Below are 23,263 nucleotides of genomic sequence, written 5' to 3' on the forward strand. Positions count from 1 at the left end.
AAAGATGAAACCGATAACGAAAGGATTATTCGGCCTCGTTGCCGTTTGCGGATTGCTACAGAGTGTGGGCTTTGGGTTGTTGCTTTGGCCCAATCGCGAATTTACCCGGTTCTATCTGCAGCAAGCTGTGTGGTTACGGCCGCTCATGATCGGTTTAACGGGATTGGTGCTGTTGGTCTTTCTGATCATGCTGCTAGTTGCTATTTTCCGGCGTTCAACGGCTAATGCTTTGATTTTGGCAGGGGATGATGGTGATTTGACCCTTGATAAAAGTGCCATTGAAAACACGGTGGCAAAAGCAATCGTGGCCCGCCATTTTGCCAAATCAGTGGATGTGGACGTCAGCATTCGGAAGAAGCAAGTGGCCCGCATGCGGATCGCAGCCTTTTCCGGAAACGGCAAGGAGCTGAAACAGGAAGCCAAGCAGATTGAAGAAACTGCGCGCCAGAAGTTGCAGGAATGTCTCGGCATTCCCGTCAAGCATGTGCGGGTGCAACTGCTTCCGGCAACGAAAGTGAAAGCCAAAACTGCTCGGGTCATTTGATGTCGCGGATGGATGAAGGCTGATTGCCAGTCAAACCGGGTGCGCACTCAAGCACCGTTGGCAGCAGCGTTCATCAGCTACGAAAGGGTGATAACAGCATGCAGCAAGGAACAATCGGAGCTGTGATTGGCGTCATTCTTGCCTTTGCCTGGATGCGCTTCGGGTTTATGGGCATGATGCTTGTCGTGATTTTTGGCGGATTAGGCTGGCTCATTGAGCGCTATCTCGTCCCTAACTGGGGCAACCTCATGAGCTGGCTAACGTCTGGCAAAGATGCATTTAGTAAAGGAAAGTAGGTGAGTCGATGGATGCAGTAGCATCACCAAAAACCGCACCGGCACCAAAAGCGAATCAGCTCGAGACGCTGATGGCCAATAGTCGGGTGACTTTTGAAGATAAGGTCATCGAGAAAATTGCCGCCATTTGTGCCCAGAATGTCGATGGCATTCTGGGGATGGACGGCTCCATGATGGACAATCTGACGGAGACTTTTTCCAGCGGTGAGAACCTGACTAAGGGGATCTCGGCGGAAGTCGGTGAAAAGCAGGTTGCGATCGATATGGATGTTTTCCTGGAATTCGATAGCAATGCCCAGGCCATTTTCAAGCAACTGTGCGACAAGATCAGCGCGCAAATCGAGCGCATGACCGGTCTGCAGCTAGTTGAGTTGAATATGCACGTTAAAGATGTGTTGACGAAACGCGAATGGCAAAAACGTTAAGTTACTAAACGACCTCAAAAAAGGAGCGATTAATAATGGATAACAAGAAACAAAGCGGCATCAATAAGGAATTGAAATTCGACGACGCGGTGATTGCTAAAATCGTGGGGATCACCTGTAATGAAGTCGAAGGTGTTTACTCGCTTGAAGGTGGCATGATGGCGAACATCACCGACATGTTCAGCAAAGATGAAGACCCGACCAAAGGCGTTAACGTTGATTTGAGTGACGATCAGGATGTCTCCGTCTCACTTGACGCAACGGTTCGCTATGGTGAAAACGTACCCGAAATTTTCAACAAAGTCACCATGGCGATTGCTAAAAACGTGCGCCAAATGACCGGGTTGAATGTGACTGAAGTTAAAATGACGGTCAAGGATATGCTGACAAGAGAAGAAATTGCCCGCAATGAGGCAAAGGATAAAGACAAGGACAAAGATAAGGAAATGCAACCGGCCTAAGAGCGTGAACTGGCGCGTTTCAATACAAAAGGGATAACCCCAGCCAACGGGGCTATCCCTTTTTAGATACTCTCATTGCGTCCGTTCAACGGTGCAACAGTCAGAAGATTGTCTTCCATAAAATAGTATCCGTTATAAATAGTTGCACACTTTAATCAATTCGTAAATTGCAAGAACAAGTTAGCCAGTCGTTGAGGACAATCCCAGAACAGGCCGTTATCAAATAGAAGTTGTGGCGCTAGAGAGACTACTGGGCCATGCGGCGAACGCGCCGAGCTTCGGCCTCAAAGTTTTGCTGGGGTGTGCAGTAGCCCTGTTGTTTGCGAGGCAACTGATTCAAGCGGTCTTGCGTGGCCTGCACTTGACTAGGGCTAATGTCATCTAGGGACATGCCCTTAGGGAAGTCCTGGCGGATCATCCGGTTATGTGCCTCGTTGGTGCCACGGTCGCAGGACGTGTAAGGATGGGCGTAGAAGATCTCAGTTTCCGTCCCAGCAAAAGCAGTATTTAAGGCGGTGAACTCGGGTCCGTTGTCGGCTGTGATGGTCTTGATGCAAGCTCCCCATTCGCGCTTGATTCCACGCAATGCATAGCTCACAGAGTCTGCATCTCGTCCTTCGATCAAGCGGAGAAGTTGGCAACGGGTCTTGCGCTCAATCAGAGTCAAGATGACGCTCTCCTTGCCATTGCGTTTACCGACAATGGTATCCATCTCCCAGTGACCGAACTGCCTGCGTCGTTCAACGACCTTAGGCCGTTCCTCGATACTGCGGCCAGCCAGGCGCTTAGCCTTGGTGTGGTGCTGGTGAGAGGTCTTCCGCTTAGTCTTCTCCAACAGGTCGATATTTCGAATCTCTAGGCGTTGGTCGTCAATGTACTGGTACAAAGTCGAGGCACAAACAAGCTCTTCAGGAGTAAACAGCTTGTGTCGCTTGGCATAGCCGATTGAAGCATCCGGCGACCATTTGTCCTGCTTAGCTCGCTGTACGTACCAGGCTAAGAAGACCTGTACGCTGGCGAACTTGTCAGGACGATGGCAGCTCAAGCGTGCAGTCTCGTAACGTGCCTGAGCAGCCTCTGGCAGGTATTGTCGATGGTAGACGCGCTTGCCATTACTCTTCTTGACCTGATCTACTGTACCTCGCTTGATTTCATTATTAATGGTCTGCGGGCAGACGCCAATTTCAGCAGCAATCCAACGATTGGACTTCCCAGCTTGGCGGAATCCGGCCACTTTTCCGCGCTCGAGTGATGTTAAGTGCTGACCTTTTTGGCGGTGTGTGCTATCCTGTTTCTGCATCAAGACAATATCCTCTTCCATTGTTTGTGTAGGAACTTCAATGATACAGGATATCTGTTCTTGATGTTTTTTATTGTCCAAAAAATTTTGAGACAGTGGCTAACTTGATTCTAAAATGCGCGACTTTAATCAATTGACCTTCCTACAAATAACCTTTAAACTTTTCACCATTATCAATAAGGAGGCACAGCATTTGGAATATTTGAAATTACTCGGCATTGTTATCATCGTTGTCGGCTTTGCTTTGAAGTGGGATACGACAGCGGTTGTGGTGCTGGCGGCCATTGTCACGGCTGTCTTCTCTGGCATGAGTATCCCGGACTTATTGACGACATTGGGTCAGAGTTTCGTTGATAATCGCATGGTGTCGCTTTTCTTCTTGACGCTGCCGATGATCGGCCTGGTTGAAAGCCATGGCTTAAAAGAGGTAGCGGTGACTGGCATTCAGAAACTAAAGAAGCTCACGCCCAGTCGCATTTTGAATCTTTACTTAGTGATCCGTGAATTAGGCGGTGTTTTTGGGATTTCATTGTCTGGCCAGGTGCAGTTTGTTCGGCCATTGATTACGCCAATGGTCACCGCGGCGGCTGAATCCAAACGCAAATTGACGGATAAGGAAATTGATCTCATCAAAGCGCGGTCGGCCGCGACAGATAATTTCGGTAACTTTTTTGCCCAAAATCTGTTTGTGGCAACAGCCGGGGTTTTATTGATCGCCAGTACGATGAAGGGCCTCAAGCATCCGGTTGAGCCGATGCAGGTCGTGTTGGCATCCATTCCGGTTGCGATCATCACATTAGTCGTTGTGGCTATTTATAATCGCTGGTTTGATCGGCAGTTTGAGACTGACCCACGGACCGATAAAGGAGGCAAACGCTGATGGTGAACACGTTGCTTCTAGTGCTTTATGCCTTGATTGGCGTCGTGATGGCACTAGCCGGAATTGAATCTTTTCGTGCAAAAGATAATCCGGCCCGTATCGGTACCGGCCTGTTTTGGCTCATTCTGGCGGTTATTTTCGCCTTTGGCACGTTATTGCCGGCGATGGTTGTGGGTATTTTGGTTGTGGTGATCGGCGTACTTGCGCTGTTCAAGCAGATTCAAATCGGAAAAATCAAACCGGTTGACGGTGCACATGCAGCCCAGGCAGCTAAGCGGCTCGGCGGTTGGGTCTTTGTCCCGAGCGTCGTGCTGGCAGTTGTTTCGATCGCGGTTGCCCAGTTCACGAAGCTCGGCGGTCAGGTCGGCATCGGGATTGGCGCAGCAGCTTCCCTAGTGGTTGCTATCATCATGACCAGAGCTTCCGGAAAAATGGTTTATAATGATACGCAGCGGATGGTTCGCTCAGTTGGTGCCGCCGGTATTTTACCGCAATTGTTGGCCACTTTAGGCGCAGTCTTCACCGCGGCCGGGGTCGGCTCGCTGACGGCTAAGTTGATTGCCGGCCTGTTTCCGGCTGGCAGTCATCTGGGTGGCGTCATTTTATACTGTGTGGCGATGGCGCTGTTCACGATTATTATGGGTAACGCGTTTGCGGCCTTTGCGGTGATTACCGCCGCGATCGGAATTCCGTTTGTCATTGCCCAAGGTGCCAACCCGGCGATTGTTGCGGCGATTGGCATGACGTCGGGGTATTGCGGAACCTTGCTGACGCCGATGGCAGCCAACTTTAACAGTCTGCCGGTTGCGTTGCTGGAAATGGACGATCCATTGGGCGTCATCAAGCAACAGGCACCGATTGCCGTGTTGTTGCTGGTGATTCAAATCGGTTTGATGTACTTCTTGGCATTTTAGAAAGGATATTAATATGAAGATTCTTGTAACGGGTTTTGACCCTTTTGGCGATGATAAAATTAATCCGGCGATAGAGGCGGTTAAACGCTTGCCGGACGAAATCAGCGGCGCAACGATTGTGAAGCTGGAAATTCCGACTAAGTTTAACGTGTCTGCGGATGTGGTGCATGATGCGATTGTTAAAGAAAAGCCGGATTATGTGCTCAGTATTGGCCAGGCTGGCGGCCGTTTTGAATTGACGCCGGAGCGGGTGGCCATTAACTTGGACGACGGCCGGATTAAAGACAACGCTGGATATCAGCCGTTGAACCATACGATTCACGAAGATGGGCAAACCGCTTATTTCACCCAATTACCGATTAAAGCGATGGCAAAGGCCATTCGTGAAGCCGGCGTTCCTGCTTCAGTGTCTAACACTGCGGGCACTTATGTTTGCAACCACATTTTTTATCAGGTTCAATACATGCGCGATAAAGAGTTCCCGACCATCAAAGCCGGCTTCATGCACATTCCGTTTTTACCAGAGCAAGTCGTTGCCCGGCCAGAAACGCCGGCGTTGTCGCTTGATGACGATGTGAAAGGCATTACGGCCGCGATCCAAGCCATTGTTGAACGCGATGGTAAGGGTGATTTGGAAACGGTTGAGGGTAAGACTCACTGAGGGTGAGCGTTTAGAAATCGAAGCATTAGTGGCTTTGGGCGTGGTGGCGGATTTTGCCATTGCGCCCAAAGTCGTTACAAGGAGTTTTCTGAAACTGTGCACGTCTTGTAGAACAGTAACAATCAAAGTACAGTTTGCCGCCCATAGAATAACCCTGTCTTTTCCGTTTCCTCCCTATAGGCGATATAATAATATTAGAAGTCAGTTTTCACTCAATGAACCTATACAAGGAGGGCGATTGCGTGAGTATCGGGATTATTGGATCAGGTAATGTGGGCCGCGCGCTTGGCCAGCTTTTCAGTCATGTTGGTGAAAAAGTGATTTTGTCCCATCGCCATGGCGTGGCTTCGTTGGCGCCGGCTATTGCCGAGATGCGATCGACGGTCGAGGCAGGCACGGTCGCTGAGGCGGCTGATCAAGATATTGTCGTGTTGGCAGTGCCGTTTAACGCCTTAGACGAGTTGCCGACAAAGGTAAAAGCAGATGCGGTCGTGATTGATGCGACTAACTATTTTCCCAGCCGTGATGGCGAGCGCCCGGCATTGACCAAGCATCATACCACTTCGTCGGAGCTGGTGGCGCAGCACTTCGGTACCAAGAAAGTGGTGAAGGCATTCAATACCATTGCCATGACGAAGATCCGCAGTCTGGCTAAGCCGAATCAGTCAAGCGATCGGATTGCAATTCCGATTGCCGGGGATGATGCCGCTGCCAAACAAACCGTGACGAATTTGATTAAAAAAATCGGTTTTGATGTCGTGGATCTTGGTGACTTGGCGGATAGTTATCCGGCACAGGCAGATGGTCCGTTGTTCCTGTTTACGGGCGATGCCGATCAGGTGCGGGCGCAGGCAAACAAATAACGGAAAGCTGCTATTCATGCACGCGTCATTTCAGGCTCGGGCGTGAGGCAGCTTTCCGTTTTATTGATACGTCTAAAATTTAAAAGCGATCAAGGCCGAATCACTCAGCGTCAGTCGCAGTGTTAGTGCGCAGGCTGTCCGATGCGGTCTTTGTGATTTTGCACGATCATTTTAGCGATAGCTTTGGCGATGTTCTGGTTTTTGAGAATGGGACCATGGGAATAACTGCCGATGGTATTCTTGTAGCGCATGCCTTCGACACCGTCTTCAGGATTGTTGCCATACCCTTCAATCATCTTTCCAAGAGGCTTAAGCTTTTTCTTGTCGTCAAAATAGGTTCGGCCGCTATGATTTTCAAACGCCTTAACGGTTCCGAATTCGGTTTGGTACTTGGTGTCGCCAATCATGCGACTGTCCGGCTTGAACACCGTATGCAGTGGCAAAATGCCAAGGCCTTTGATGACGGTACCTTCGCTGGTTTTATAGTAATCGCCCAGCAATTGGTAGCCACCACAGATCGCCAGCATGGGTTTACCGTTTTCGATATACCGGCCTAACGTTTGGGCGTACCGAAGCAGATCCTTAGCGACCACGGTTTGTTCATAATCCTGACCGCCGCCGAAGAAGATGAAGTCATAGTCGTCGGCATTGAAGTCGTCGCCGAGGCTGATGTTATCAACCTGCACCTGGTAGCCTTGTTGATTCAGCAAATAGCGCAAAATTTTAACATCGCCGCTGTCGCCATAGGTATTCATGAGATCTTCGTACAAGTACGCGATTTTGATTATATCCGCCATGAATCAAGTGCCTCCGTTTGGTTTGATTGGCAACAGCCTATCACAAGTTTGGGACAAAAGAGAAGTGGTAAGATTATCTGACGCTTCGACATCAAAACAATGCGGCTAAAGATCGGTCATTGTAAATCCTGATCGGTTCTTTAACCGCATTGACGTTTAAGCCACAAGGTTAGCGAAAATGCTAGCGCTTGTGAGCCTTAATCCAAGGCTGGGCCTTTTCTTCGATCGCCTTATAAATCGCATCCATATCCGGATAATCGCTAATCTCAAATACGAATTCATCAGGCTGATCATGAAAAGTCAGTTTATTGTTTAAAATGATATTCAACTGATCAAACTGATTGTCACCGGTATCTTTGCGGATCTGATACGTGAAAAACGCCGCTTCATAGTTTTGAACGTTGTCGGGTTCTTCATATAAGACTTCCATGAACTGATGCTCGGTTCGATAGTTATCTTTTTTTAATTTGTCCCACAAAGCTTGATATTGCTGGTGCAAGTCAGTCAGCTGTGCATCGGTCAGTTGTTCGTTTTCCCTGATTTCTTTGCCGTCTAATTCCATTTTTTTCGCCTCTGAGTTTAGTTACCACTTCATTATCGAACTGTCGTCAGAGATTGTCAAAATGATTCTGGATTTTATCATCTCGTCTTACTGGTTGGCATAAGCACGCCTTAAACAAGCCATATCAAAGGTGATGCGTGACGGTCAGGACATGCTGGGTATGTGCCCAGGCTTTTTGATTAGGAAAAGTGAGCAAGCCGCCGATCTGAACAATTAAATAAGTGAGCGAGAACCAGAAAAAGGCGAGGACGGCTTTTGGCGTGATCAGCCACTTGGAACCTTCCCAATTAGCATCGTATAAAAACCCGGCAATCATGGGGATGAATCCTTCGAGCAAAATCAGCCAGTTGATCAATGTTATCGGTACGAAATAACTGCGATCGACATCGATGAGCCAGATTGGATGCAGACCAAGACTTGGCATCACAAGACTGATGACCCACGCGATGCCAAAGAAAGACGCGAGCAGATATTGAAAGTTTTGGCGCATGGAAAAGAGATAGCTAAGTTGATCCAAGTCACGCAAGTCGCCGGTTTTCAAAAAGTGATGCAATAACGGCACTAAATTGTGAAAGGCAGTATACCAATGTCCGCGACTCCACCGGAAACGTTGGGTCATGCTGGCGCGCAAATGATCCGGCTTTTCATCATAAATGCGGGCAAAATGATTCCAGCCCACGGTGCCGCCGCTTTCCACAATACGGATTTCCATTTCAAGATCTTCGGTTAAACTGTGTGAATGAAACCCGTGGTTAGCTTCCAGCCATTGACGCTCGACGACAAAGCCGGTTCCGCCGATGCTGTTGTCCAAACCCAGCCGATATTTACTGAGCTGAAAGAAGCGATTCATGGTCCAATAACTCATGGCGTAACCCAACGTCAGCAGCGTATTGTCATTTTTGCTATCAAGATAGGCCTGAATGGCGGTAAAGTGCTTTGCCTGATATTGGCTGTCCAATTCCCGTAAAAGGTTAGGGTCGGTGAAGTTGTCGGCATCCAGCACCATTACCAAGTCGTATTGTTCCAAGGTGCCCGAGTCGGTCAGTTCATCCAATGCGTATTGGAGGCCGGCCGGTTTGCCGACGCCGACGCGCTGATAGCGTTGGCGTGATGTGTCGATCACCTGAACGCCCTGAGCCGCCGCAAGCGTCGTTGTTTGGTCAGTGGATTGATCGCTGACAACCACAATGTGATAGGCCGCTTTCGGATAGTTGAGTTGCTGAAGGTGTTTCAAAGTGGCCGTGATAACGGCGGCTTCATTGTGTGCCGGAATGAAAATCAGAAATCGGCTCTTAGGCGCTACCAATGGATAATCCCGCCGTGCCTTGCCCCAGCCAAACAGCATCATAAACACATAATACATGGTCAGCAAAAGAACCCAGGTGCTGCTACTAATCACAATCAAGAAAATCACGAAGCCGAAGTGATGAATAAACGGTAAAAAAGAATGACTGATACTGAACAGAATGAGGATAGGGCCACCAATGACAATCAATAGGAACAAAACGAGGGCCCACGAATCCAACTTAGAAAAATGCTTAAACATACTGACTACCCCCTTCGCGCTTTTCGGGTGAGCGTGAACTGGCGCAGTTAGGAGTCGGAGTATAAGTGGCCTTCGTCGTGATGGTCGGGTTTTGACCATTGCGACCAAGGTCCTTGTACGCAGACTCCTGCGCCGGTGAACGCGTTATGGTGAGCGCATTTTTCGGTGTCCCTTTTTATACCGATCACGCGCGGCTCCAATCCATTCGTACACTTAGAAAATCTCGCGCAGCATCGCCCTATTCAGGCAGACTTAGAGCGGACAATTTTCTCCCCCTTGTGTTGACGAACTTACCGAAAAAAGTAAAACGACTGAGCCAAAAAGATTGACTGATGACGCAAAGACCCTCTTCTTGGATGGCCTTAGATTAGCACGAAAACCTGATTGTCGAATTAGTTATGCTTGTGAACTAGTACACCATATCGACAAGTTGATTTGTGGTAAAATGAAGCGCTTGAAAATTGCGTTGACCGTGCGTACTTCATGACTAGGCACAAGGTGACGTCACGAGATTTTTGACCCGTTTTCACGTCAAGAATACGGTTGAGCACACGGCATTTTTACGTTACACTTGACGGGTACGTGAAACCTTGTTTGTTCCACAAAATCAATTAAAAAAACGGAGGCAGACATGGATCCAACAGCTTTTGTCCACGCTCTGGCTGATCACGGCATCGTCTTGGATGACCGCCAGCAGGATCAGTTCGCGGCTTATTACCAATATCTGATCAGCGAGAATGAGAAAATGAATCTGACGGGCATCACAGCTGAAGGGGACGTCTACCTCAAGCACTTCTATGACTCATTGACCTTAGGCTTGGTGCTGCCTGAATTACAGAGCCAGCCGTTATCGCTTTGTGATGTCGGCGCCGGTGCGGGGTTTCCGTCAATTCCACTCAAAATCGCGTTTCCGCAGTTAAAAATCACGATTGTCGACTCCTTGCAAAAACGGATTGGTTTCTTAGCGCGGTTAACGACGCGCCTGGAGCTGGCAGATGTTCAGTTATTCCATGATCGTGCCGAAACTTTTGGCGCAAAAAAATCAGCGCATCGTGGTCAATTTGATCTGGTGACGGCGCGGGCAGTTGCAGCGCTCAACGTTCTAGCTGAACTGTGCCTGCCACTGGTGAAGCCACAAGGGCGATTTGTGGCCATGAAGGCTGCCGCAACCGCAGAGGAACTCATCGCCGCCAAGCCGGCAATCGGTTTGCTGGGCGGCAAGTTAGTCCAGGATGCGGCGCTAACGCTTCCGGAAACCGGGGACACCCGGCATTTGCTGGTGATCGAAAAAGTGAAGGCAACACCAAATAAATACCCTCGTAAGCCGGGAGTGCCAAATAAACAACCATTGGGAGGTGCATAACGCGTGGCATTATCATTTTTTGACCATAAAAAGCCAAACGACGAGACCGTTGTGCAACAGTTGCCGCTAAACGCCATTACGCCGAATCAATTTCAGCCGCGGAAGGTCTTTTCAGCTGATTCGATTCAGGAACTGGCGGCCACGATTAAAGAACACGGCTTGTTGCAGCCGATTATCGTGCGTGAATATGCGCCTGACCAATATGAAATCATTGCCGGCGAGCGGCGTTATCGCGCGATGCAGTTGTTGGGATGGGTAAAAGCCCCGGCGATTGTCCAGAAGATGGACGATGATGAAAGTGCGTCCATGGCACTGGTAGAAAACCTGCAGCGTGAAGGCTTGAGTGCGATTGAAGAAGGCCAGGCGTATGTGGCTTTGATGAAGCTCAACCAGTTAACCCAAGGCGCTTTGGCACAGCAGCTGGGAAAGAGTCAGGCGTTTGTCGCCAATAAGATCCGGTTGCTGAAATTGGATGCACCGGTGCAAGAAGCTATTATGAAAGGCCTCATCAGCGAGCGGCATGGGCGGGAATTGCTGAAGCTTGGTGATGATCAACAGGCACAGGCATTGCATCAAATTGTGGCCGACAAATTGACGGTGAAGGAAACATCGGCTTTGGTTAATGAATGGCTAAGACCTAAGAAGCCGGAAAAAAAGCCGAAGCCAAAAGTACGCCGGTCAGCGGTTAGCCACGATACCCGCGTTGCATGGAATACACTGAAACGTTCAGTCAAAATGATTCGCGATACCGGAATGAAGGTCACGGCCAAAGAAGAAGATACCGATGACGCTTACCGCATGATTATCGAGATTCCAAAAGAGAAGAGATAGGGGGAGCTCATGACACATATCATCGCTGTCGCCAATCAAAAAGGCGGGGTTGGCAAGACCACAACGACCATTAATTTGGGGGCCTGTCTGGCAAACCTTGGGAAGAAAGTCCTCATTGTCGACGTTGATGCCCAAGGCAATGCTACAAGTGGGGTGGGCGTTCAAAAAGCCCAAGTTGAAAAGGATATTTACGATGTTTTGGTCAACGAAGATCCGATTACCGAAGCCATTTTGCCAACCAAACATAAAAATTTAGCCATTGTTCCTGCGACCATCCAGTTGGCCGGTGCCGAAATCGAGTTAACCAGTCAAATGGCCCGGGAAATGCGCTTGAAACTGGGGCTTCATCCGATCGAGGATCAGTACGACTACATTTTGATTGATTGCCCGCCTTCATTGGGGCAGCTTTCAATTAATGCGTTTACGGCGAGTGATTCGATTCTGATTCCGGTTCAAAGTGAGTATTATGCATTGGAAGGCCTGAGCCAGTTGCTTAACACGGTTCGACTTGTTCAAAAACATTTCAATCCGAATCTGGCGATTGAAGGGGTTCTGCTGACCATGTATGATGCCCGCACGAACCTTGGCGCGCAGGTGATCGATGAAGTGCGCAAGTATTTTGGCGATAAAGTATATGCAACCGTGATTCCGCGGATTACCCGATTGGCTGAGGCGCCGAGTTACGGTTTGCCAATCGTGGATTTTGATCCAAAATCGCGCGGATCCGAAGTTTACGAGGCTTTAGCCAAGGAGGTGCTGGCTGCTCATGGCGAATAAGAATAGTAAGGGATTAGGCCGCGGCATTGACGCCATTTTCAAAGATTTTGAAAGTCCTGATCTGAGTGCTAACAATACCGTTGAGGAACTGCCACTGGTCGATATCCGGCCGAACCCGTATCAACCGCGAAAAACCTTTGATCAAGAAGGCTTAAAAGAACTGGCGGATTCCATCAAGCAAACCGGCGTTTTCCAGCCGATTATTGTGCGCAAAAGTGTTTCCGGTTATGAAATCATCACCGGTGAGCGGCGTTTTCGTGCGTCTAAGCTGGCTGGTAAGGAAACCATTCCGGCGATTGTCCGCGATTTCAACGATCCGGAAATGATGGAAATCGCAGTGCTGGAAAACCTGCAGCGCGAGGATTTGACTCCGTTGGACGAAGCGCAGGCTTATGAGACGTTGATCAAACGCTTAAACCTGACGCAAGCGGAAGTTTCCGCACGGCTAGGCAAAAGTCGGCCATATATTGCCAACTATTTGCGCTTGTTAACATTGCCGCAGCAAGTCAAGCAAATGCTCAGTGCCAATCAGCTCTCAATGGGACAGGCGCGAACCTTGTTGAGTCTCAAAGATAAGACCAAGATGGTCAGTGTTGCCAAGAAGACCATTAGTGAGAATTTAACGGTTCGCCAACTTGAACGGCTAATCAATCAGATGAACGCCGGGACAAGTCGCTCGACATCGAAGGAAAAGCCTAAATCACCGTATGTTCGAGCAACCGAAAATCAGTTGGGCGAACGCTTCGGCACGAAAGTCAATATTAATGAAGGCAGTAAAGGCAAAGGCAAGATCGAAATTGATTTTACATCCGAGCAAGATCTCAATCGGATCTTAGCGATGCTTGACGTCAATATCGATTAGCCAGCCAACACGCTGGAGGTAGACGAATGTACCAATTACATGATCTGGTTCAAATGAAGAAGCCGCATGCATGTGGAATGAATAAATGGGAAGTCATTCGCCTAGGCGCCGACATTAAAATTCGTTGCACCGGTTGCGGCCATATTGTCATGATGTCGCGCCGTGATTTTGAGAAGCGGCTCAAGAAAGTTTTAGGTCAAGCAGAACAGACAGATTAATCATAGAAAGTGTGAAATAAGCAAATGGCTTTAACAGCAGGTATTGTCGGACTACCCAATGTCGGTAAGTCCACGCTTTTTAACGCAATCACAAAAGCAGGCGCCGAGATGGCCAATTATCCGTTTGCGACCATTGACCCCAATGTGGGGATGGTCGAGGTGCCGGATAAACGGTTGGCACGGATTGATGAATTAATTCCGGCCAAGAAAATCATTCATACGACTTTTGAGTTCACGGATATTGCCGGAATCGTGAAAGGTGCTTCCAAAGGCGAGGGACTTGGTAACAAGTTTCTGGAAAACATTCGCCAGGTAGATGCGATCGTGCACGTTGTTCGGGCATTCGATGACGATAACATTACCAGTGTGACCGGCAAAGTCGATCCGTTGGAAGACATGGCCACGATTAACATGGAACTGGCGATCGCCGATTTGGATTCGGTCAATAAACGCTATGCCAAAGTTGAAAAGGTTGCCCGGACCCAAACCAAAGATAAGGAAGCCCAGGCGGAGTTTAAAGTGTTGCAAAAGATCAAGCCGGTTCTTGAAGACGGCGGAATGGTGCGCAGCATTGACTTCGATAAAGATGAACAGAAGATCGTCAAGGGCTTGTTCTTATTAACGAGTAAACCGGTGCTTTATGTCGCCAATATTGCTGAAGAAGCCATGGCCGATCCGGATTCCGTTGATTATGTCAAACAAATCAAAGCCGAAGCGGCTAAAGAAGGCGCCGAAGTGATTGCTATTTCGGCCAAGACCGAAGAGGAAATTGCCGAATTGGATGATGACGAGAAAGCCGACTTTCTGGCAGCAGAAGGTGTCGATGAATCCGGTTTGGATAAACTCATCAAGGCTAGCTACCATTTGCTGGGTTTAGCAACCTTCTTTACGGCGGGTGGCAAGGAAACCCGCGCGTGGACGTTTAAACGCGGCATGAAGGCGCCTCAAGTTGCCGGTATCATTCATTCGGATTTTGAGCGCGGCTTTATTCGAGCCGAGACGATGTCCTTTACGGATCTGGATAAGTACGGCTCCGTGCAGGCAGTCAAAGAAGCCGGACGCTATCGCTCTGAAGGTAAGGAATATCAAGTGCAAGATGGGGATATCATTGAATTTCGGTTCAATGTTTAACGTGCAAGCCGAAAGCGCGCACGCGACGATGATGACTTTAAGATAGGAGTTACACATGGCAAAGAAGCAAGAAACGGACACGAATCAAACAGCGGACAGCGCTGCAGTTGATCAACAGCAGACTGCGGCATCGTCAGCGGCTGATACGCAGCAATCGGCAGCAACGGTGGCAAGCAAGAATGCCCATGTTAAACAGGAGCGACCAGCCACAACTGTACCGGAAATGATTGCAAGACTGACCAATAAGAACAACGAGTATGTCTTCAAGCTACGGCGTGAATTAAAAGACGGCGGTATGAGTGAGGCAGATGAGGAAGCCCTGCTCAAAACGATGCTGCCGGAAATGATTACCGCCCAACGGCAAGGCAAACCGGCCACGCAACTTTATGGGCCAGTCACAGTGAAGGCCAATGAAATTCTGCATACCCCGAAACCGGAACCTAAAAAGCCGCTGTGGTTATTGGTCGCCGATCAAGGTCTGTTTTTCATGGCCATTCTTGCGGCTGTCTTCGCCGTGATGACCTACATCAATCCGAAATCGCAGAACAACGCCAGCAATAGCTTTGCTTATCTTGTCATGTTAAGCCTCATGGCCGGTCTTTTCTTTGTGTATTACGCCGACTGGATGGAACGGGACAAGAAGAATCGCCGCAGTGCCTGGTTAGTGCTTGGTGGCGGGATTGTGTTGGTTCTTGCGGTTACCTTTATCGGTGGCGCCCTCATGATGCTTGACACACCATTCACCCGGGCAATGCCGTGGTATGTGGACGTAATCATCGCCGTTGTCGCGTATGGTTCCCACTGGCTTTTGCAACGGCGGTATCATCTCAAGAGCTTTTTCCGACGGTAGTGGGTTGCGGTTTAAAATAAGTTGAGTGGTTGATGATGGTCACCTCGATAGTGGGGTGGCTTTTTTGGTGTGAGCGTGAACCAGCCCGGTTAGAAGTCGGAGTGTAAGTGGCCTTGGTCGCAATGGCCCGGGCTTAGGCCATTGCGACCAAGGTCCTTACACGCAGACTTCTGGGCTGGCGAACGCGTTATGGTGAGCATGCTCCTAACCATGCCAGTTCACGCTCGCGCTCAAAAAAGTTTGACGCCTAGTTTTTTATCCGGTAAACTTCATTTGAGATTAATCGTAATTATTACGCTTTAGAAAATTTGGGAGGTTTTTTGGATGAATAAGGGGCATCAACAGCAGTACGGACGCGGATTTGTTCTGGCGGCGGTGGCATTGGCAGGTTTTGGCTTGGTGAATGCCCAACCGACTCAGGCGGCAACATCTGCTAGCGGTTCCGCTAGTCAGGCAGTTGAGCAGGCATCTGCTGTCAAGCAAGTTGCGGCTAAGGATCAAACGCTGGTTTTCGCATTACTTAATGGGATTGCGGCGAATTATCACCAGGCGATCACGGTGCAGATTGTTGCTGCCGATAACGGTCAGGTGGTCGCAACCAAAACGTTAGCATCAACTGATGAAGATGAACCATCAGCATCCGTCAGCGGGTTAAAGATCGGTGCCGCTGACGGACTACAGACAGGACACACATACCGACTCCAGGTTGTAGCTTCCGGTAACCAAGGCTGGAAGGCCGTGCCAGACAGCTTTGTTTACACACCGGGGCAGACAACCAAAATTGAAATGGACAAGTATACTTATCAAAGAGGCGAGCGGGCGTTCCAACTCGTTGACCAGCAGACCAAGCAGCCCTTGGCAAACGTGAAAGTGGCCGCTATTCCTAACCTGGTTGATGGCGCTAAGTCGGCAATCGTCAAAACAACGGATGCCCAAGGTCGCGTCACTTTTTCAACAGATGATCCGCAATTCAAGCGCAATGTGTTCTATCATTTTGAATTACCGGACAAGCACGTGACAGTGGGCTATAACTGGAACTTAATCGGCGGCGAAAAGGCGGACGACAAGGCAGCGGTCGTTTCAGTGAAAATGCCTGCGGTTGCTTCCTCAAGTTCGCAGGCGTCTCAGGCAAGTTCGCAAGCGTCGCAAAAGCCATCGCAAGCACCATCACAAAAGCCTAGCGCTGACCCGTCCGCCCAGTCAAACCAGCTGTCGCTGCGCCCATCGTCATCAGCGAGTGCCTCCCAAAAAGCCTCGGTTGAGTCGGTAACAGCACAAACGTCGCAGGCGGCTTCGTCCGTGGAAAGTGGATCAACTCACGGATTGCCAAAAACCGGAGAAGCACTTGGCCAATCAGGACTTTTGGCCGGGCTTGCAACCCTGCTTTCGGCTTTAGGCGCTTGGTTGTGGCGTCGCCAAGGCTAAGAGCGGCCGCTGAAGCGTTAATCGGTTCCCGTTTAAAAATGACAGCAGCTATTAATCCGAACGATAGCTATGATGGCACAAACCCAATGACTAAAATACGAACATTAAATTCTCATATCAAGCGTCGCTAATTTTTTGTTCGGACTAGACTGAACAATTATGAGACTTTCTTTCATTTTTAGGCCTATGATACCGGTCTTTTCAAAAAAATTACCAGACACGTTTGACGTGTTCACATTCCGGTAGTACATTAGTCAACAACTAAAAATTGAAAGAGGGATTTACGCTATGAGTCATTGGGATACAAAGTTTGCCCGGCGTGGTTTTACATTTGATGATGTGTTGTTGATACCTGCAGAAAGTCATGTTTTGCCTCACGATGTCGATCTGTCTGTACAACTTGCGGACAACTTGAAGTTGAATATCCCAATCATCTCAGCGGGGATGGATACGGTGACCGAAAGTGCGATGGCAATTGCCATGGCCCGTCAAGGCGGTCTGGGTGTTATTCATAAGAATATGAGCATTGCCGCGCAGGCTGATGAAGTGCTCAAAGTTAAGCGCAGTGAAAATGGCGTCATTGTGGATCCCTTCTATCTTACAGCCGATAAACCGGTTAGCGATGCAGAAGCATTGATGAAGAAGTATCGCATCAGTGGTGTGCCGATTGTGAACAACACAACCGACCGCAAGCTGACCGGCATTATTACCAACCGTGATTTACGGTATGTCGATGACAAGAGTGTGCTGATCGATACCGTCATGACCAAAGAAGGTTTGGTAACGGCTCCGGCAGGCACTTCGATCAAGGATGCAGAAGCGATCTTGCAGGCTCGTAAGATTGAAAAGCTCCCGTTAATTGATAAGAATGGTCGGCTTAGTGGTTTGATTACCATTAAAGATATTGAAAAAGTGGTTGAATTCCCGCATGCGGCTAAGGATGCACATGGCCGCTTGCTGGTCGCTGCTGCTGTCGGTGTGACTTCCGATACGTTTGATCGGGCACAGGCGTTGTTAGATGCCGGTGCTGACGCGATTGTCATTGATACCGCCCATGGTCACAGTGCCGGGGTTATTCGCAAGATCAAGGAAATTCGCGAGCATTTTCCACTGGCAACCTTGATTGCCGGTAATGTTGCGACGGCGGAAGCCACGGAAGCGCTGTATGATGCCGGCGTTGATGTTGTTAAAGTCGGGATCGGTCCTGGCTCGATTTGTACCACCCGGATCGTTGCCGGTGTCGGGGTCCCTCAACTGACGGCGGTTTACGATGCTGCTAGTGTGGCACGTAAACGTGGCAAAACGATCATTGCCGATGGCGGGATCAAGTATTCCGGCGACATCGTGAAGGCCTTGGCGGCTGGCGGGAACGCGGTCATGTTAGGTTCACTTTTAGCCGGAACCGACGAAGCACCGGGCCAGTTTGAAATTTATCAAGGCCGGCGCTTCAAGACTTATCGTGGCATGGGTTCGCTGGGCGCGATGGCGCAGGCACACGGCTCAAGCGATCGCTACTTCCAAAGTGGCGTGAACGAAGCCAACAAGCTGGTTCCTGAAGGTATTGAAGGCCGGGTTGCTTACAAAGGCAGCCTTGGTGATGTGATCTTCCAGATGCTTGGCGGCATTGAATCCGGCATGGGCTATGTCGGGGCACCGAACTTGAAAGAGCTGCAAGACAACGCACAGTTCATTCAGATTACCGGAGCCGGCTTACGCGAAAGCCATCCGCATGACGTTCAGATCACGCGTGAAGCACCGAACTATTCTGTTCAATAATTTAAGTTTCCATATAAAAGAGCTTACAGAAGTCCTCAATATAGGGGGTGTCTGTAAGCTCCTTTTGTATTTACCGTTTAACGATGCCGCAATCGCGCCTGGTGGAAAACCTCAGGTACCTGTGTTCCAAAAGTTGTTGCCACTGCTAATGGCCAGGCGCGTGTCGGCGGCATGATGGTCAACATCGTCTGCAACCATTGCGCGGTTGGTAACAGCTTAATCAAATGATGACCGGAAAATTGCGTAAATAGCAGGTTTCGACTATAAAACCGAATCAAGTGTTGCTTCAGCCGCTGATCAGCGACCGGTAACAACAAATCGTTACTGTTATTCCGATCGCCCAGGAACAGCGGCAAGGGTTCAAGATCCTGATGCAAATCGAATTGGCGGTGTTTGTGGGCGCTGGCCATTGCCGGTGTCAGGCGGAGCATGAACACCAGTTTGCGGTTTGCCGCCCACAACAGCATGTTAGCAATGGCGATATCGGTTGACGTGAACGCAAACGCGGCTTGGTGCGCTGCCGGACTCAACAATGCTTGGTTCAAAACCGGTTTGAGTCCAGTAACATCGGGCATATCAGGCCAAATAACCTGTAGTTGCTGCACCCCATTCAACCAATGAACATGCGTGGCAAGCCGCAACGTTAACCAGTCCGGCTGTTGGTACAAAAGCCAGTAGGTACTGCCGCTGGTATGCGCGATATTGATACCGGCGATTCGCATGTCTTGAGGCAGACTGGCGGCCACAACATTGGTTAAATTTTCCAAAAAATGTCGCCTCCTTTTTAGAATGGATAACGCTGCAACCCGCATTTTCTTAGGTTTTTCGTAAAGAATTCCCGCTTCAATTTTGGTACAATGGACATTGATGTGACAGTCCTTACCGATCGTTCTATAAATGGAGTTAAAAACATGAAGATATTAATTGTTGACGATGATAAAGAAATCGTTGAATTACTAAGCATTTACGTTAAAAACGAAGGCTATGAACCGATTCAAGCATACTCGGGAAAAGAAGCGATTACCAAACTCGTGACCAATCCGGATATTGCTTTGATGATTTTAGATATTATGATGCCGAATATGTCGGGCATGGACGTGGTGAAAGAAGTCCGCAAAGACTCGCAGATTCCGATCATCATTGTGTCAGCCAAAACGGCGGATATGGACAAGATTCAGGGTCTGATCACCGGCGCTGACGATTACGTAACCAAGCCGTTTAACCCGCTAGAAGTGATGGCGCGCGTCAAGAGTCTGTTGCGTCGGAGTCAAAACGAAGTCACCAATCCGGAACCGGATGTGCTTGAGGTTGGCCCGTTAACCATCAAAAAGGACAGCCATGAAGTGACGACTTTGACCGGCAAACAAATTCAGCTGACCGCGTTGGAATTCGGCATTTTGTATTTACTTGCAAGCCATCCCAACCGAGTTTTTTCGGCTGACGAAATTTTTGAGCGGGTTTGGCAACAGGAATCCATTGTTTCGGCGAAAACCGTCATGGTCCACGTATCACATCTCCGCGATAAAATTGAAGAGGCAACTGATGGTGAGAAGGTCATTGAAACCGTCTGGGGCGTTGGTTACAAGGTCGAGGCCTAATTCATGAGCGAAAAAGTCAAACTCACCGCAAAGGAAAAATCCGAACTGTGGATTGAAGGCATTGTGACGGTGATTTTGTTACTGATGCTTAACTTTGCGTTGCTGGTGCTGATTAATCAGATGATCGCGCATAACCCCGGATTGGAAAATGCCATCTGGGGCGTGAAAACGAATTTGACTTTTGGCCGCGGCGGTTTTCACCTCTGGAGCTGGTCGAATCTGTTTCTTACAATGATGGCGATTGCTGACGTGATTGTGGTGTATTGGCGCTTGGCGCGGCGGTATCGGCAAATGCAGATGCGCCACGTCATCGCCGAGTTGCATTATATTGCAGACGGCCATCTTGATCATCGGATTAAGTTTGAAGTGAACACCGAATTGCAAAAGGTCGTCAGCAGCATCAATGCACTGGTTGATTCGACGGTCAATTCGATGGCGGAAGAGCGGCGTATCGAGCAAAGCAAGGATGAACTGATCACCAACGTTAGCCACGATATTCGGACGCCGTTAACGTCCATTATCGGCTATCTGGGATTGATTGAAGACCATCAGTACCGCAGTGACGAAGAGTTGCTTAAATATACGCACACCGCTTATTTGAAGGCCAAACAAATGAAGGTGCTGGTTGAAGACTTATTTGAATATACGAAAGTCAAATCAACCACTACCAAGCTTAATCCGGTTCGCTTCAACATGATTGCGATGCTGGAACAGCTTGCTGCCAGTTTTGAGCTCGAGGCGCACAAGAAACATATGCGGATTCTTGTCAGCGGTGAGCCGAACCCGTTAATGATGGAGGCCGACACCGAAAAACTGGGCCGGGTATTCAACAACCTGATTGTCAATGCGTTGAAGTATGGTCAAGGCGGACGGCACATTTTTCTGGACGCACAGCGCGTTGGCAGTGAAGTTGTTGTGAAAGTTTCCAACGATGGCGCCCAGATCCCTAATGATGCTCTCAATCAGCTGTTTGACCGGTTCTATCGGGTTGAAGAAAGCCGCTCGCAGGAAACCGGCGGAACCGGGTTGGGGCTTGCGATCGCCCAAAGCATTATTGCGTTGCATGGCGGTTATATTTATGCCGATTCCAGTCCGGAGTTGACGAGTTTTGTGATTCATTTACCATTACAAGTCGGTGCTTCACTGACCGATAACCAAAATCATTCTAATGAGGAAGCAGGAAAGTCAAAATGAAGAAGTTGTTGCGTGGGTTGATTGCCGCGATGGTCGCGGTGTTAATGATTGGTGGTGCTGCTCCGGCAGTCTCGGTTGCTGCTGCGGAAAGTAGCGATACGAATGTGGTTGATGCCAAGGCCGCGGTTGCTATCGAACCCACAACCGGGAAAGTTTTGTACGCCAAGAATACCGATAGTGTGTTGCCGATTGCATCCATGACTAAGATGCTGAGTATCGAACTGGTGCTGGACGCCATTGATTCGGGAAAAATCAAATGGGACGACAAGGTGACCTTGGACAAGACGATCTGGTCGCTTAGTCAGGATCGCGACCTTAGCAATGTGCCACTGCGGCGGGACGGGTCCTATTCGGTACGCGAATTATATGATGCTTCGCTGATTTATTCAGCGAACGCCGCCATGATGCTACTTGCCAAAACGGTGGCCGGCAGTCAGGAAAAGTTCGTCAATCAAATGACTGCCAAGCTTAAGAGCTGGGGCATTACGGATGCCAAAATTGTCAACGTGACTGGCCTCAACAACAGCCAGTTAAAAGACGCTAAAGTGCCTGGTACCGGCGATCAGGCGGAGAACGAAATGTCCGCCAAAGATATGGCCCAAGTCGCGCAACACTTACTTAAAGATCACCCGGAAGTCCTGAAAACTACCAGCATCGCCAAGCAGACTTTCCGTAAAGGAACCGATGACGCGATTAATATGGAAAACTGGGACTGGATGTTGAAGGGCCTGGTTTCATACGACAAAAATCTGCCGGTTGACGGATTGAAAACCGGCACATCTGACGCTGCCGGTGACTGCTTCACAGGTACAGTCGAGAAAAATGGCATGCGGATTATCACGGTGGTCTTGCACGCTAATGGGGATGCTAAGACTCGGCGTTTTGACCAAACCAAGAAATTGATGAATCATGTTCTGGAAAACTGGAAGACAGTTCAATTGGCTGATGCTGGACAGGGTATCAAAGGTTATCGCAGTGTCACGGTTAACCGCGGCAAATCCCGGACAACGCCGATTGCGCCAGTAGCCAAGGCGGTGGCAGTTGTTCCGTCCGATACCAGTAAACAGGATCTAAAGTATACTTATACACCTGCAAAAGGGGTTAAGAAGAACACGATTGAAGCACCCGTCAAGAAAGGGGCCACGATCGGCCATCTGGAAGTGACAGCAAAGGGTGATTCGCTCGGGTTTGTCGGCGGTGCGAAACGTGAAGGCATCACGCTTAAGACCACTAAGGCAGATCCAAAGGCTAACTTCTTTGCCCTGATCTTCCGTGGGATTGGTGATTTCTTCGGCAATATTTTTTAAGCGACAACAATGATGTTAAGCGGTGAATGTTTTGGACTCCGAAACGGAGATCAACACGTTCACCTTTTTGTTAGGGAGGCAGTCATCATGGTGACTTATCACGAAATTACGCCGGCCGGATTGGCTAGTCTGAAGCAAGAGGTTGAGGATTTGAAAGCGATTCGTCCGGCGAAGATCAAGAATCTTGCCGAAGCCGCAGCGTTAGGCGATCGGTCGGAAAATGCCGAATACAGTGCGGCCAAACGTGAACTGCGGCAGTTGGAAGGGCGACTGCGGTATCTTGATAAGTTGATTCGTTATGCTAAAGTCACGGCGCCGGCTGCAAGCGACATAGCTCATATTGGCAATATGGTGAAGCTTAAGTTTGATGATGACGATGATCAGGCCACCTATGAGTTGGTTGGCCCGGCAGAAGCTGGCATGGGTGCTGATAAACTCGCCGTCAATTCGCCATTGGGAGCGGCGATCCGGCGCCATCATGCAGGTGATACGGTCACTGTCACGGCCCCAAGCGGTACTTATCAGGTGACGATTCTTGCGATTCAGACAGGAAAAGCGAACGCGTAACGCGTCCCCCCATTTGAAGTAGTCTGTCAGTTGATCATATGAACAATCAACCTCAAAGCCACGTCAATGCTTATGCTATAATGAAGCTTGAAATAACGGCATATAAAAAGGAGTA

The 23,263-nt window shown here is 49.2% G+C and carries 26 protein-coding genes; 21 read left to right on the forward strand and 5 right to left on the reverse strand.

What is annotated here, in order from left to right; all coding sequences use genetic code 11:
- The first annotated feature begins 4 nt into the window (after positions 1 to 4).
- From amaP to LBCZ_RS00685, 4 genes are all read left to right on the forward strand, one after another.
- Positions 5 to 544, forward strand: coding sequence for an alkaline shock response membrane anchor protein AmaP (gene amaP, locus LBCZ_RS00670; RefSeq protein ID WP_025013490.1), 540 nt, complete (start codon positions 5 to 7; stop codon positions 542 to 544).
- A 98-nt stretch (positions 545 to 642) separates the two neighbouring features.
- Positions 643 to 840, forward strand: coding sequence for a hypothetical protein (locus LBCZ_RS00675; RefSeq protein WP_010489875.1), 198 nt, complete (start codon positions 643 to 645; stop codon positions 838 to 840).
- An 8-nt stretch (positions 841 to 848) separates the two neighbouring features.
- On the forward strand, positions 849 to 1,265 hold the full coding sequence (locus LBCZ_RS00680) for an Asp23/Gls24 family envelope stress response protein (protein ID WP_025013489.1): 417 nt from the start codon (positions 849 to 851) through the stop codon (positions 1,263 to 1,265).
- Between the two features lie 35 nt (positions 1,266 to 1,300).
- The gene (locus tag LBCZ_RS00685; RefSeq protein ID WP_025013488.1) at positions 1,301 to 1,726 is read left to right on the forward strand and encodes an Asp23/Gls24 family envelope stress response protein; all 426 of its coding nucleotides are present in this window, start codon (positions 1,301 to 1,303) and stop codon (positions 1,724 to 1,726) included.
- 247 nt (positions 1,727 to 1,973) lie between these two features.
- On the opposite strand, the gene LBCZ_RS00690 is transcribed toward LBCZ_RS00685, so the two are convergent.
- A complete protein-coding gene (locus LBCZ_RS00690; RefSeq protein ID WP_010620018.1) occupies positions 1,974 to 3,026 on the reverse strand; it encodes an IS30 family transposase in 1,053 nt (350 codons plus the stop codon).
- Between the two features lie 193 nt (positions 3,027 to 3,219).
- On the opposite strand from LBCZ_RS00690, the gene LBCZ_RS00695 reads away from it, so the two are divergent.
- From LBCZ_RS00695 to LBCZ_RS00710, 4 genes are all read left to right on the forward strand, one after another.
- A complete protein-coding gene (locus tag LBCZ_RS00695; RefSeq protein ID WP_025013226.1) occupies positions 3,220 to 3,906 on the forward strand; it encodes a DUF969 domain-containing protein in 687 nt (228 codons plus the stop codon).
- Positions 3,906 to 4,820, forward strand: a complete 915-nt coding sequence (locus tag LBCZ_RS00700) for a DUF979 domain-containing protein (RefSeq protein ID WP_039639708.1) — start codon at positions 3,906 to 3,908, stop codon at positions 4,818 to 4,820. The genes LBCZ_RS00695 and LBCZ_RS00700 overlap by 1 nt, the downstream gene beginning before the upstream one ends.
- Positions 4,821 to 4,833: 13 nt before the next feature.
- Positions 4,834 to 5,481 carry a pyroglutamyl-peptidase I gene (pcp, locus tag LBCZ_RS00705; RefSeq protein ID WP_025013227.1) on the forward strand — a complete coding sequence of 216 codons (648 nt, stop codon included), beginning with the start codon at positions 4,834 to 4,836 and terminating at the stop codon, positions 5,479 to 5,481.
- 242 nt (positions 5,482 to 5,723) lie between these two features.
- Positions 5,724 to 6,344 (forward strand): NADPH-dependent F420 reductase, encoded by a 621-nt coding sequence (locus tag LBCZ_RS00710; RefSeq protein WP_025013228.1) that lies wholly within the window; start codon positions 5,724 to 5,726, stop codon positions 6,342 to 6,344.
- Between the two features lie 122 nt (positions 6,345 to 6,466).
- Here LBCZ_RS00710 and LBCZ_RS00715 read toward each other — a convergent pair whose 3' ends face one another.
- From LBCZ_RS00715 to LBCZ_RS00725, 3 genes are all read right to left on the reverse strand, one after another.
- Positions 6,467 to 7,141, reverse strand: a complete 675-nt coding sequence (locus LBCZ_RS00715; RefSeq protein ID WP_010489860.1) for a type 1 glutamine amidotransferase — start codon at positions 7,139 to 7,141, stop codon at positions 6,467 to 6,469.
- Between the two features lie 181 nt (positions 7,142 to 7,322).
- Positions 7,323 to 7,703 carry a hypothetical protein gene (locus LBCZ_RS00720; protein WP_025013229.1) on the reverse strand — a complete coding sequence of 127 codons (381 nt, stop codon included), beginning with the start codon at positions 7,701 to 7,703 and terminating at the stop codon, positions 7,323 to 7,325.
- Positions 7,704 to 7,827: 124 nt separating this feature from the next.
- Positions 7,828 to 9,249, reverse strand: coding sequence for a glycosyltransferase family 2 protein (locus LBCZ_RS00725; protein ID WP_052253377.1), 1,422 nt, complete (start codon positions 9,247 to 9,249; stop codon positions 7,828 to 7,830).
- A 631-nt stretch (positions 9,250 to 9,880) separates the two neighbouring features.
- Here LBCZ_RS00725 and rsmG point away from each other — a divergent pair.
- The 9 genes from rsmG (at position 9,881) to guaB (ending at position 18,482) form a co-directional block, all read left to right on the forward strand.
- Positions 9,881 to 10,612, forward strand: a complete 732-nt coding sequence (gene rsmG, locus LBCZ_RS00730; RefSeq protein ID WP_025013230.1) for a 16S rRNA (guanine(527)-N(7))-methyltransferase RsmG — start codon at positions 9,881 to 9,883, stop codon at positions 10,610 to 10,612.
- Between the two features lie 3 nt (positions 10,613 to 10,615).
- Positions 10,616 to 11,443 carry a nucleoid occlusion protein gene (gene noc / locus LBCZ_RS00735; RefSeq protein ID WP_025013231.1) on the forward strand — a complete coding sequence of 276 codons (828 nt, stop codon included), beginning with the start codon at positions 10,616 to 10,618 and terminating at the stop codon, positions 11,441 to 11,443.
- A 9-nt stretch (positions 11,444 to 11,452) separates the two neighbouring features.
- Positions 11,453 to 12,220, forward strand: coding sequence for a ParA family protein (locus LBCZ_RS00740; RefSeq protein WP_010489840.1), 768 nt, complete (start codon positions 11,453 to 11,455; stop codon positions 12,218 to 12,220).
- Positions 12,210 to 13,082 (forward strand): ParB/RepB/Spo0J family partition protein, encoded by an 873-nt coding sequence (locus LBCZ_RS00745; protein WP_010489838.1) that lies wholly within the window; start codon positions 12,210 to 12,212, stop codon positions 13,080 to 13,082. Before LBCZ_RS00740 ends, LBCZ_RS00745 begins: the two co-directional genes overlap by 11 nt.
- 26 nt (positions 13,083 to 13,108) lie before the next feature.
- Complete coding sequence (locus tag LBCZ_RS00750) at positions 13,109 to 13,300, forward strand: DUF951 domain-containing protein (protein WP_025013232.1); 192 nt, start codon at positions 13,109 to 13,111, stop codon at positions 13,298 to 13,300.
- A 24-nt stretch (positions 13,301 to 13,324) separates the two neighbouring features.
- Positions 13,325 to 14,431 carry a redox-regulated ATPase YchF gene (gene ychF / locus LBCZ_RS00755; RefSeq protein WP_025013233.1) on the forward strand — a complete coding sequence of 369 codons (1,107 nt, stop codon included), beginning with the start codon at positions 13,325 to 13,327 and terminating at the stop codon, positions 14,429 to 14,431.
- 55 nt (positions 14,432 to 14,486) lie between these two features.
- Entirely contained in the window at positions 14,487 to 15,281 is a 795-nt protein-coding gene (locus LBCZ_RS00760; protein ID WP_025013234.1) for a DUF1129 domain-containing protein, read from the forward strand.
- Positions 15,282 to 15,605: 324 nt separating this feature from the next.
- The gene (locus LBCZ_RS00765) at positions 15,606 to 16,706 is read left to right on the forward strand and encodes an LPXTG cell wall anchor domain-containing protein (RefSeq protein ID WP_025013235.1); all 1,101 of its coding nucleotides are present in this window, start codon (positions 15,606 to 15,608) and stop codon (positions 16,704 to 16,706) included.
- Between the two features lie 288 nt (positions 16,707 to 16,994).
- A complete protein-coding gene (guaB, locus tag LBCZ_RS00770) occupies positions 16,995 to 18,482 on the forward strand; it encodes an IMP dehydrogenase (protein WP_025013236.1) in 1,488 nt (495 codons plus the stop codon).
- A gap of 77 nt (positions 18,483 to 18,559) precedes the next feature.
- Here the strand turns inward: guaB and LBCZ_RS00775 are convergent, their stop codons facing one another.
- Positions 18,560 to 19,249: a hypothetical protein gene (locus LBCZ_RS00775; RefSeq protein WP_025013237.1), complete on the reverse strand. Its 690-nt coding sequence runs from the start codon at positions 19,247 to 19,249 to the stop codon at positions 18,560 to 18,562.
- A 144-nt stretch (positions 19,250 to 19,393) separates the two neighbouring features.
- Between LBCZ_RS00775 and croR the strand changes: the two genes are divergently transcribed.
- The 4 genes from croR (at position 19,394) to greA (ending at position 23,148) form a co-directional block, all read left to right on the forward strand.
- Positions 19,394 to 20,080 carry a response regulator transcription factor CroR gene (gene croR / locus LBCZ_RS00780; RefSeq protein ID WP_010489824.1) on the forward strand — a complete coding sequence of 229 codons (687 nt, stop codon included), beginning with the start codon at positions 19,394 to 19,396 and terminating at the stop codon, positions 20,078 to 20,080.
- Between the two features lie 3 nt (positions 20,081 to 20,083).
- On the forward strand, positions 20,084 to 21,274 hold the full coding sequence (locus LBCZ_RS00785) for a sensor histidine kinase (protein ID WP_025013238.1): 1,191 nt from the start codon (positions 20,084 to 20,086) through the stop codon (positions 21,272 to 21,274).
- Positions 21,271 to 22,581 (forward strand): D-alanyl-D-alanine carboxypeptidase family protein, encoded by a 1,311-nt coding sequence (locus LBCZ_RS00790; RefSeq protein ID WP_025013239.1) that lies wholly within the window; start codon positions 21,271 to 21,273, stop codon positions 22,579 to 22,581. The genes LBCZ_RS00785 and LBCZ_RS00790 overlap by 4 nt, the downstream gene beginning before the upstream one ends.
- 87 nt (positions 22,582 to 22,668) lie before the next feature.
- Positions 22,669 to 23,148, forward strand: coding sequence for a transcription elongation factor GreA (gene greA / locus LBCZ_RS00795; RefSeq protein WP_025013240.1), 480 nt, complete (start codon positions 22,669 to 22,671; stop codon positions 23,146 to 23,148).
- The last annotated feature ends 115 nt before the right edge of the window (positions 23,149 to 23,263 follow it).

Source organism: Lacticaseibacillus casei DSM 20011 = JCM 1134 = ATCC 393 (genome assembly GCF_000829055.1).
Taxonomy (GTDB): domain Bacteria; phylum Bacillota; class Bacilli; order Lactobacillales; family Lactobacillaceae; genus Lacticaseibacillus; species Lacticaseibacillus casei.

What these genes read in the sequence shown, in the direction of transcription:
- amaP (WP_025013490.1), top strand. Translation starts at nt 5, where the DNA reads ATGAAACCGATAACGAAAGGATTATTCGGCCTCGTTGCCGTTTGCGGA.
- LBCZ_RS00675 (WP_010489875.1), top strand. Translation starts at nt 643, where the DNA reads ATGCAGCAAGGAACAATCGGAGCTGTGATTGGCGTCATTCTTGCCTTT.
- LBCZ_RS00680 (WP_025013489.1), top strand. Translation starts at nt 849, where the DNA reads ATGGATGCAGTAGCATCACCAAAAACCGCACCGGCACCAAAAGCGAAT.
- LBCZ_RS00685 (WP_025013488.1), top strand. Translation starts at nt 1,301, where the DNA reads ATGGATAACAAGAAACAAAGCGGCATCAATAAGGAATTGAAATTCGAC.
- LBCZ_RS00690 (WP_010620018.1), bottom strand. Translation starts at nt 3,026, where the DNA reads ATGCAGAAACAGGATAGCACACACCGCCAAAAAGGTCAGCACTTAACA.
- LBCZ_RS00700 (WP_039639708.1), top strand. Translation starts at nt 3,906, where the DNA reads ATGGTGAACACGTTGCTTCTAGTGCTTTATGCCTTGATTGGCGTCGTG.
- pcp (WP_025013227.1), top strand. Translation starts at nt 4,834, where the DNA reads ATGAAGATTCTTGTAACGGGTTTTGACCCTTTTGGCGATGATAAAATT.
- LBCZ_RS00715 (WP_010489860.1), bottom strand. Translation starts at nt 7,141, where the DNA reads ATGGCGGATATAATCAAAATCGCGTACTTGTACGAAGATCTCATGAAT.
- LBCZ_RS00720 (WP_025013229.1), bottom strand. Translation starts at nt 7,703, where the DNA reads ATGGAATTAGACGGCAAAGAAATCAGGGAAAACGAACAACTGACCGAT.
- LBCZ_RS00725 (WP_052253377.1), bottom strand. Translation starts at nt 9,249, where the DNA reads ATGTTTAAGCATTTTTCTAAGTTGGATTCGTGGGCCCTCGTTTTGTTC.
- rsmG (WP_025013230.1), top strand. Translation starts at nt 9,881, where the DNA reads ATGGATCCAACAGCTTTTGTCCACGCTCTGGCTGATCACGGCATCGTC.
- LBCZ_RS00740 (WP_010489840.1), top strand. Translation starts at nt 11,453, where the DNA reads ATGACACATATCATCGCTGTCGCCAATCAAAAAGGCGGGGTTGGCAAG.
- LBCZ_RS00745 (WP_010489838.1), top strand. Translation starts at nt 12,210, where the DNA reads ATGGCGAATAAGAATAGTAAGGGATTAGGCCGCGGCATTGACGCCATT.
- LBCZ_RS00750 (WP_025013232.1), top strand. Translation starts at nt 13,109, where the DNA reads ATGTACCAATTACATGATCTGGTTCAAATGAAGAAGCCGCATGCATGT.
- ychF (WP_025013233.1), top strand. Translation starts at nt 13,325, where the DNA reads ATGGCTTTAACAGCAGGTATTGTCGGACTACCCAATGTCGGTAAGTCC.
- LBCZ_RS00760 (WP_025013234.1), top strand. Translation starts at nt 14,487, where the DNA reads ATGGCAAAGAAGCAAGAAACGGACACGAATCAAACAGCGGACAGCGCT.
- LBCZ_RS00765 (WP_025013235.1), top strand. Translation starts at nt 15,606, where the DNA reads ATGAATAAGGGGCATCAACAGCAGTACGGACGCGGATTTGTTCTGGCG.
- guaB (WP_025013236.1), top strand. Translation starts at nt 16,995, where the DNA reads ATGAGTCATTGGGATACAAAGTTTGCCCGGCGTGGTTTTACATTTGAT.
- croR (WP_010489824.1), top strand. Translation starts at nt 19,394, where the DNA reads ATGAAGATATTAATTGTTGACGATGATAAAGAAATCGTTGAATTACTA.
- LBCZ_RS00785 (WP_025013238.1), top strand. Translation starts at nt 20,084, where the DNA reads ATGAGCGAAAAAGTCAAACTCACCGCAAAGGAAAAATCCGAACTGTGG.
- LBCZ_RS00790 (WP_025013239.1), top strand. Translation starts at nt 21,271, where the DNA reads ATGAAGAAGTTGTTGCGTGGGTTGATTGCCGCGATGGTCGCGGTGTTA.
- greA (WP_025013240.1), top strand. Translation starts at nt 22,669, where the DNA reads ATGGTGACTTATCACGAAATTACGCCGGCCGGATTGGCTAGTCTGAAG.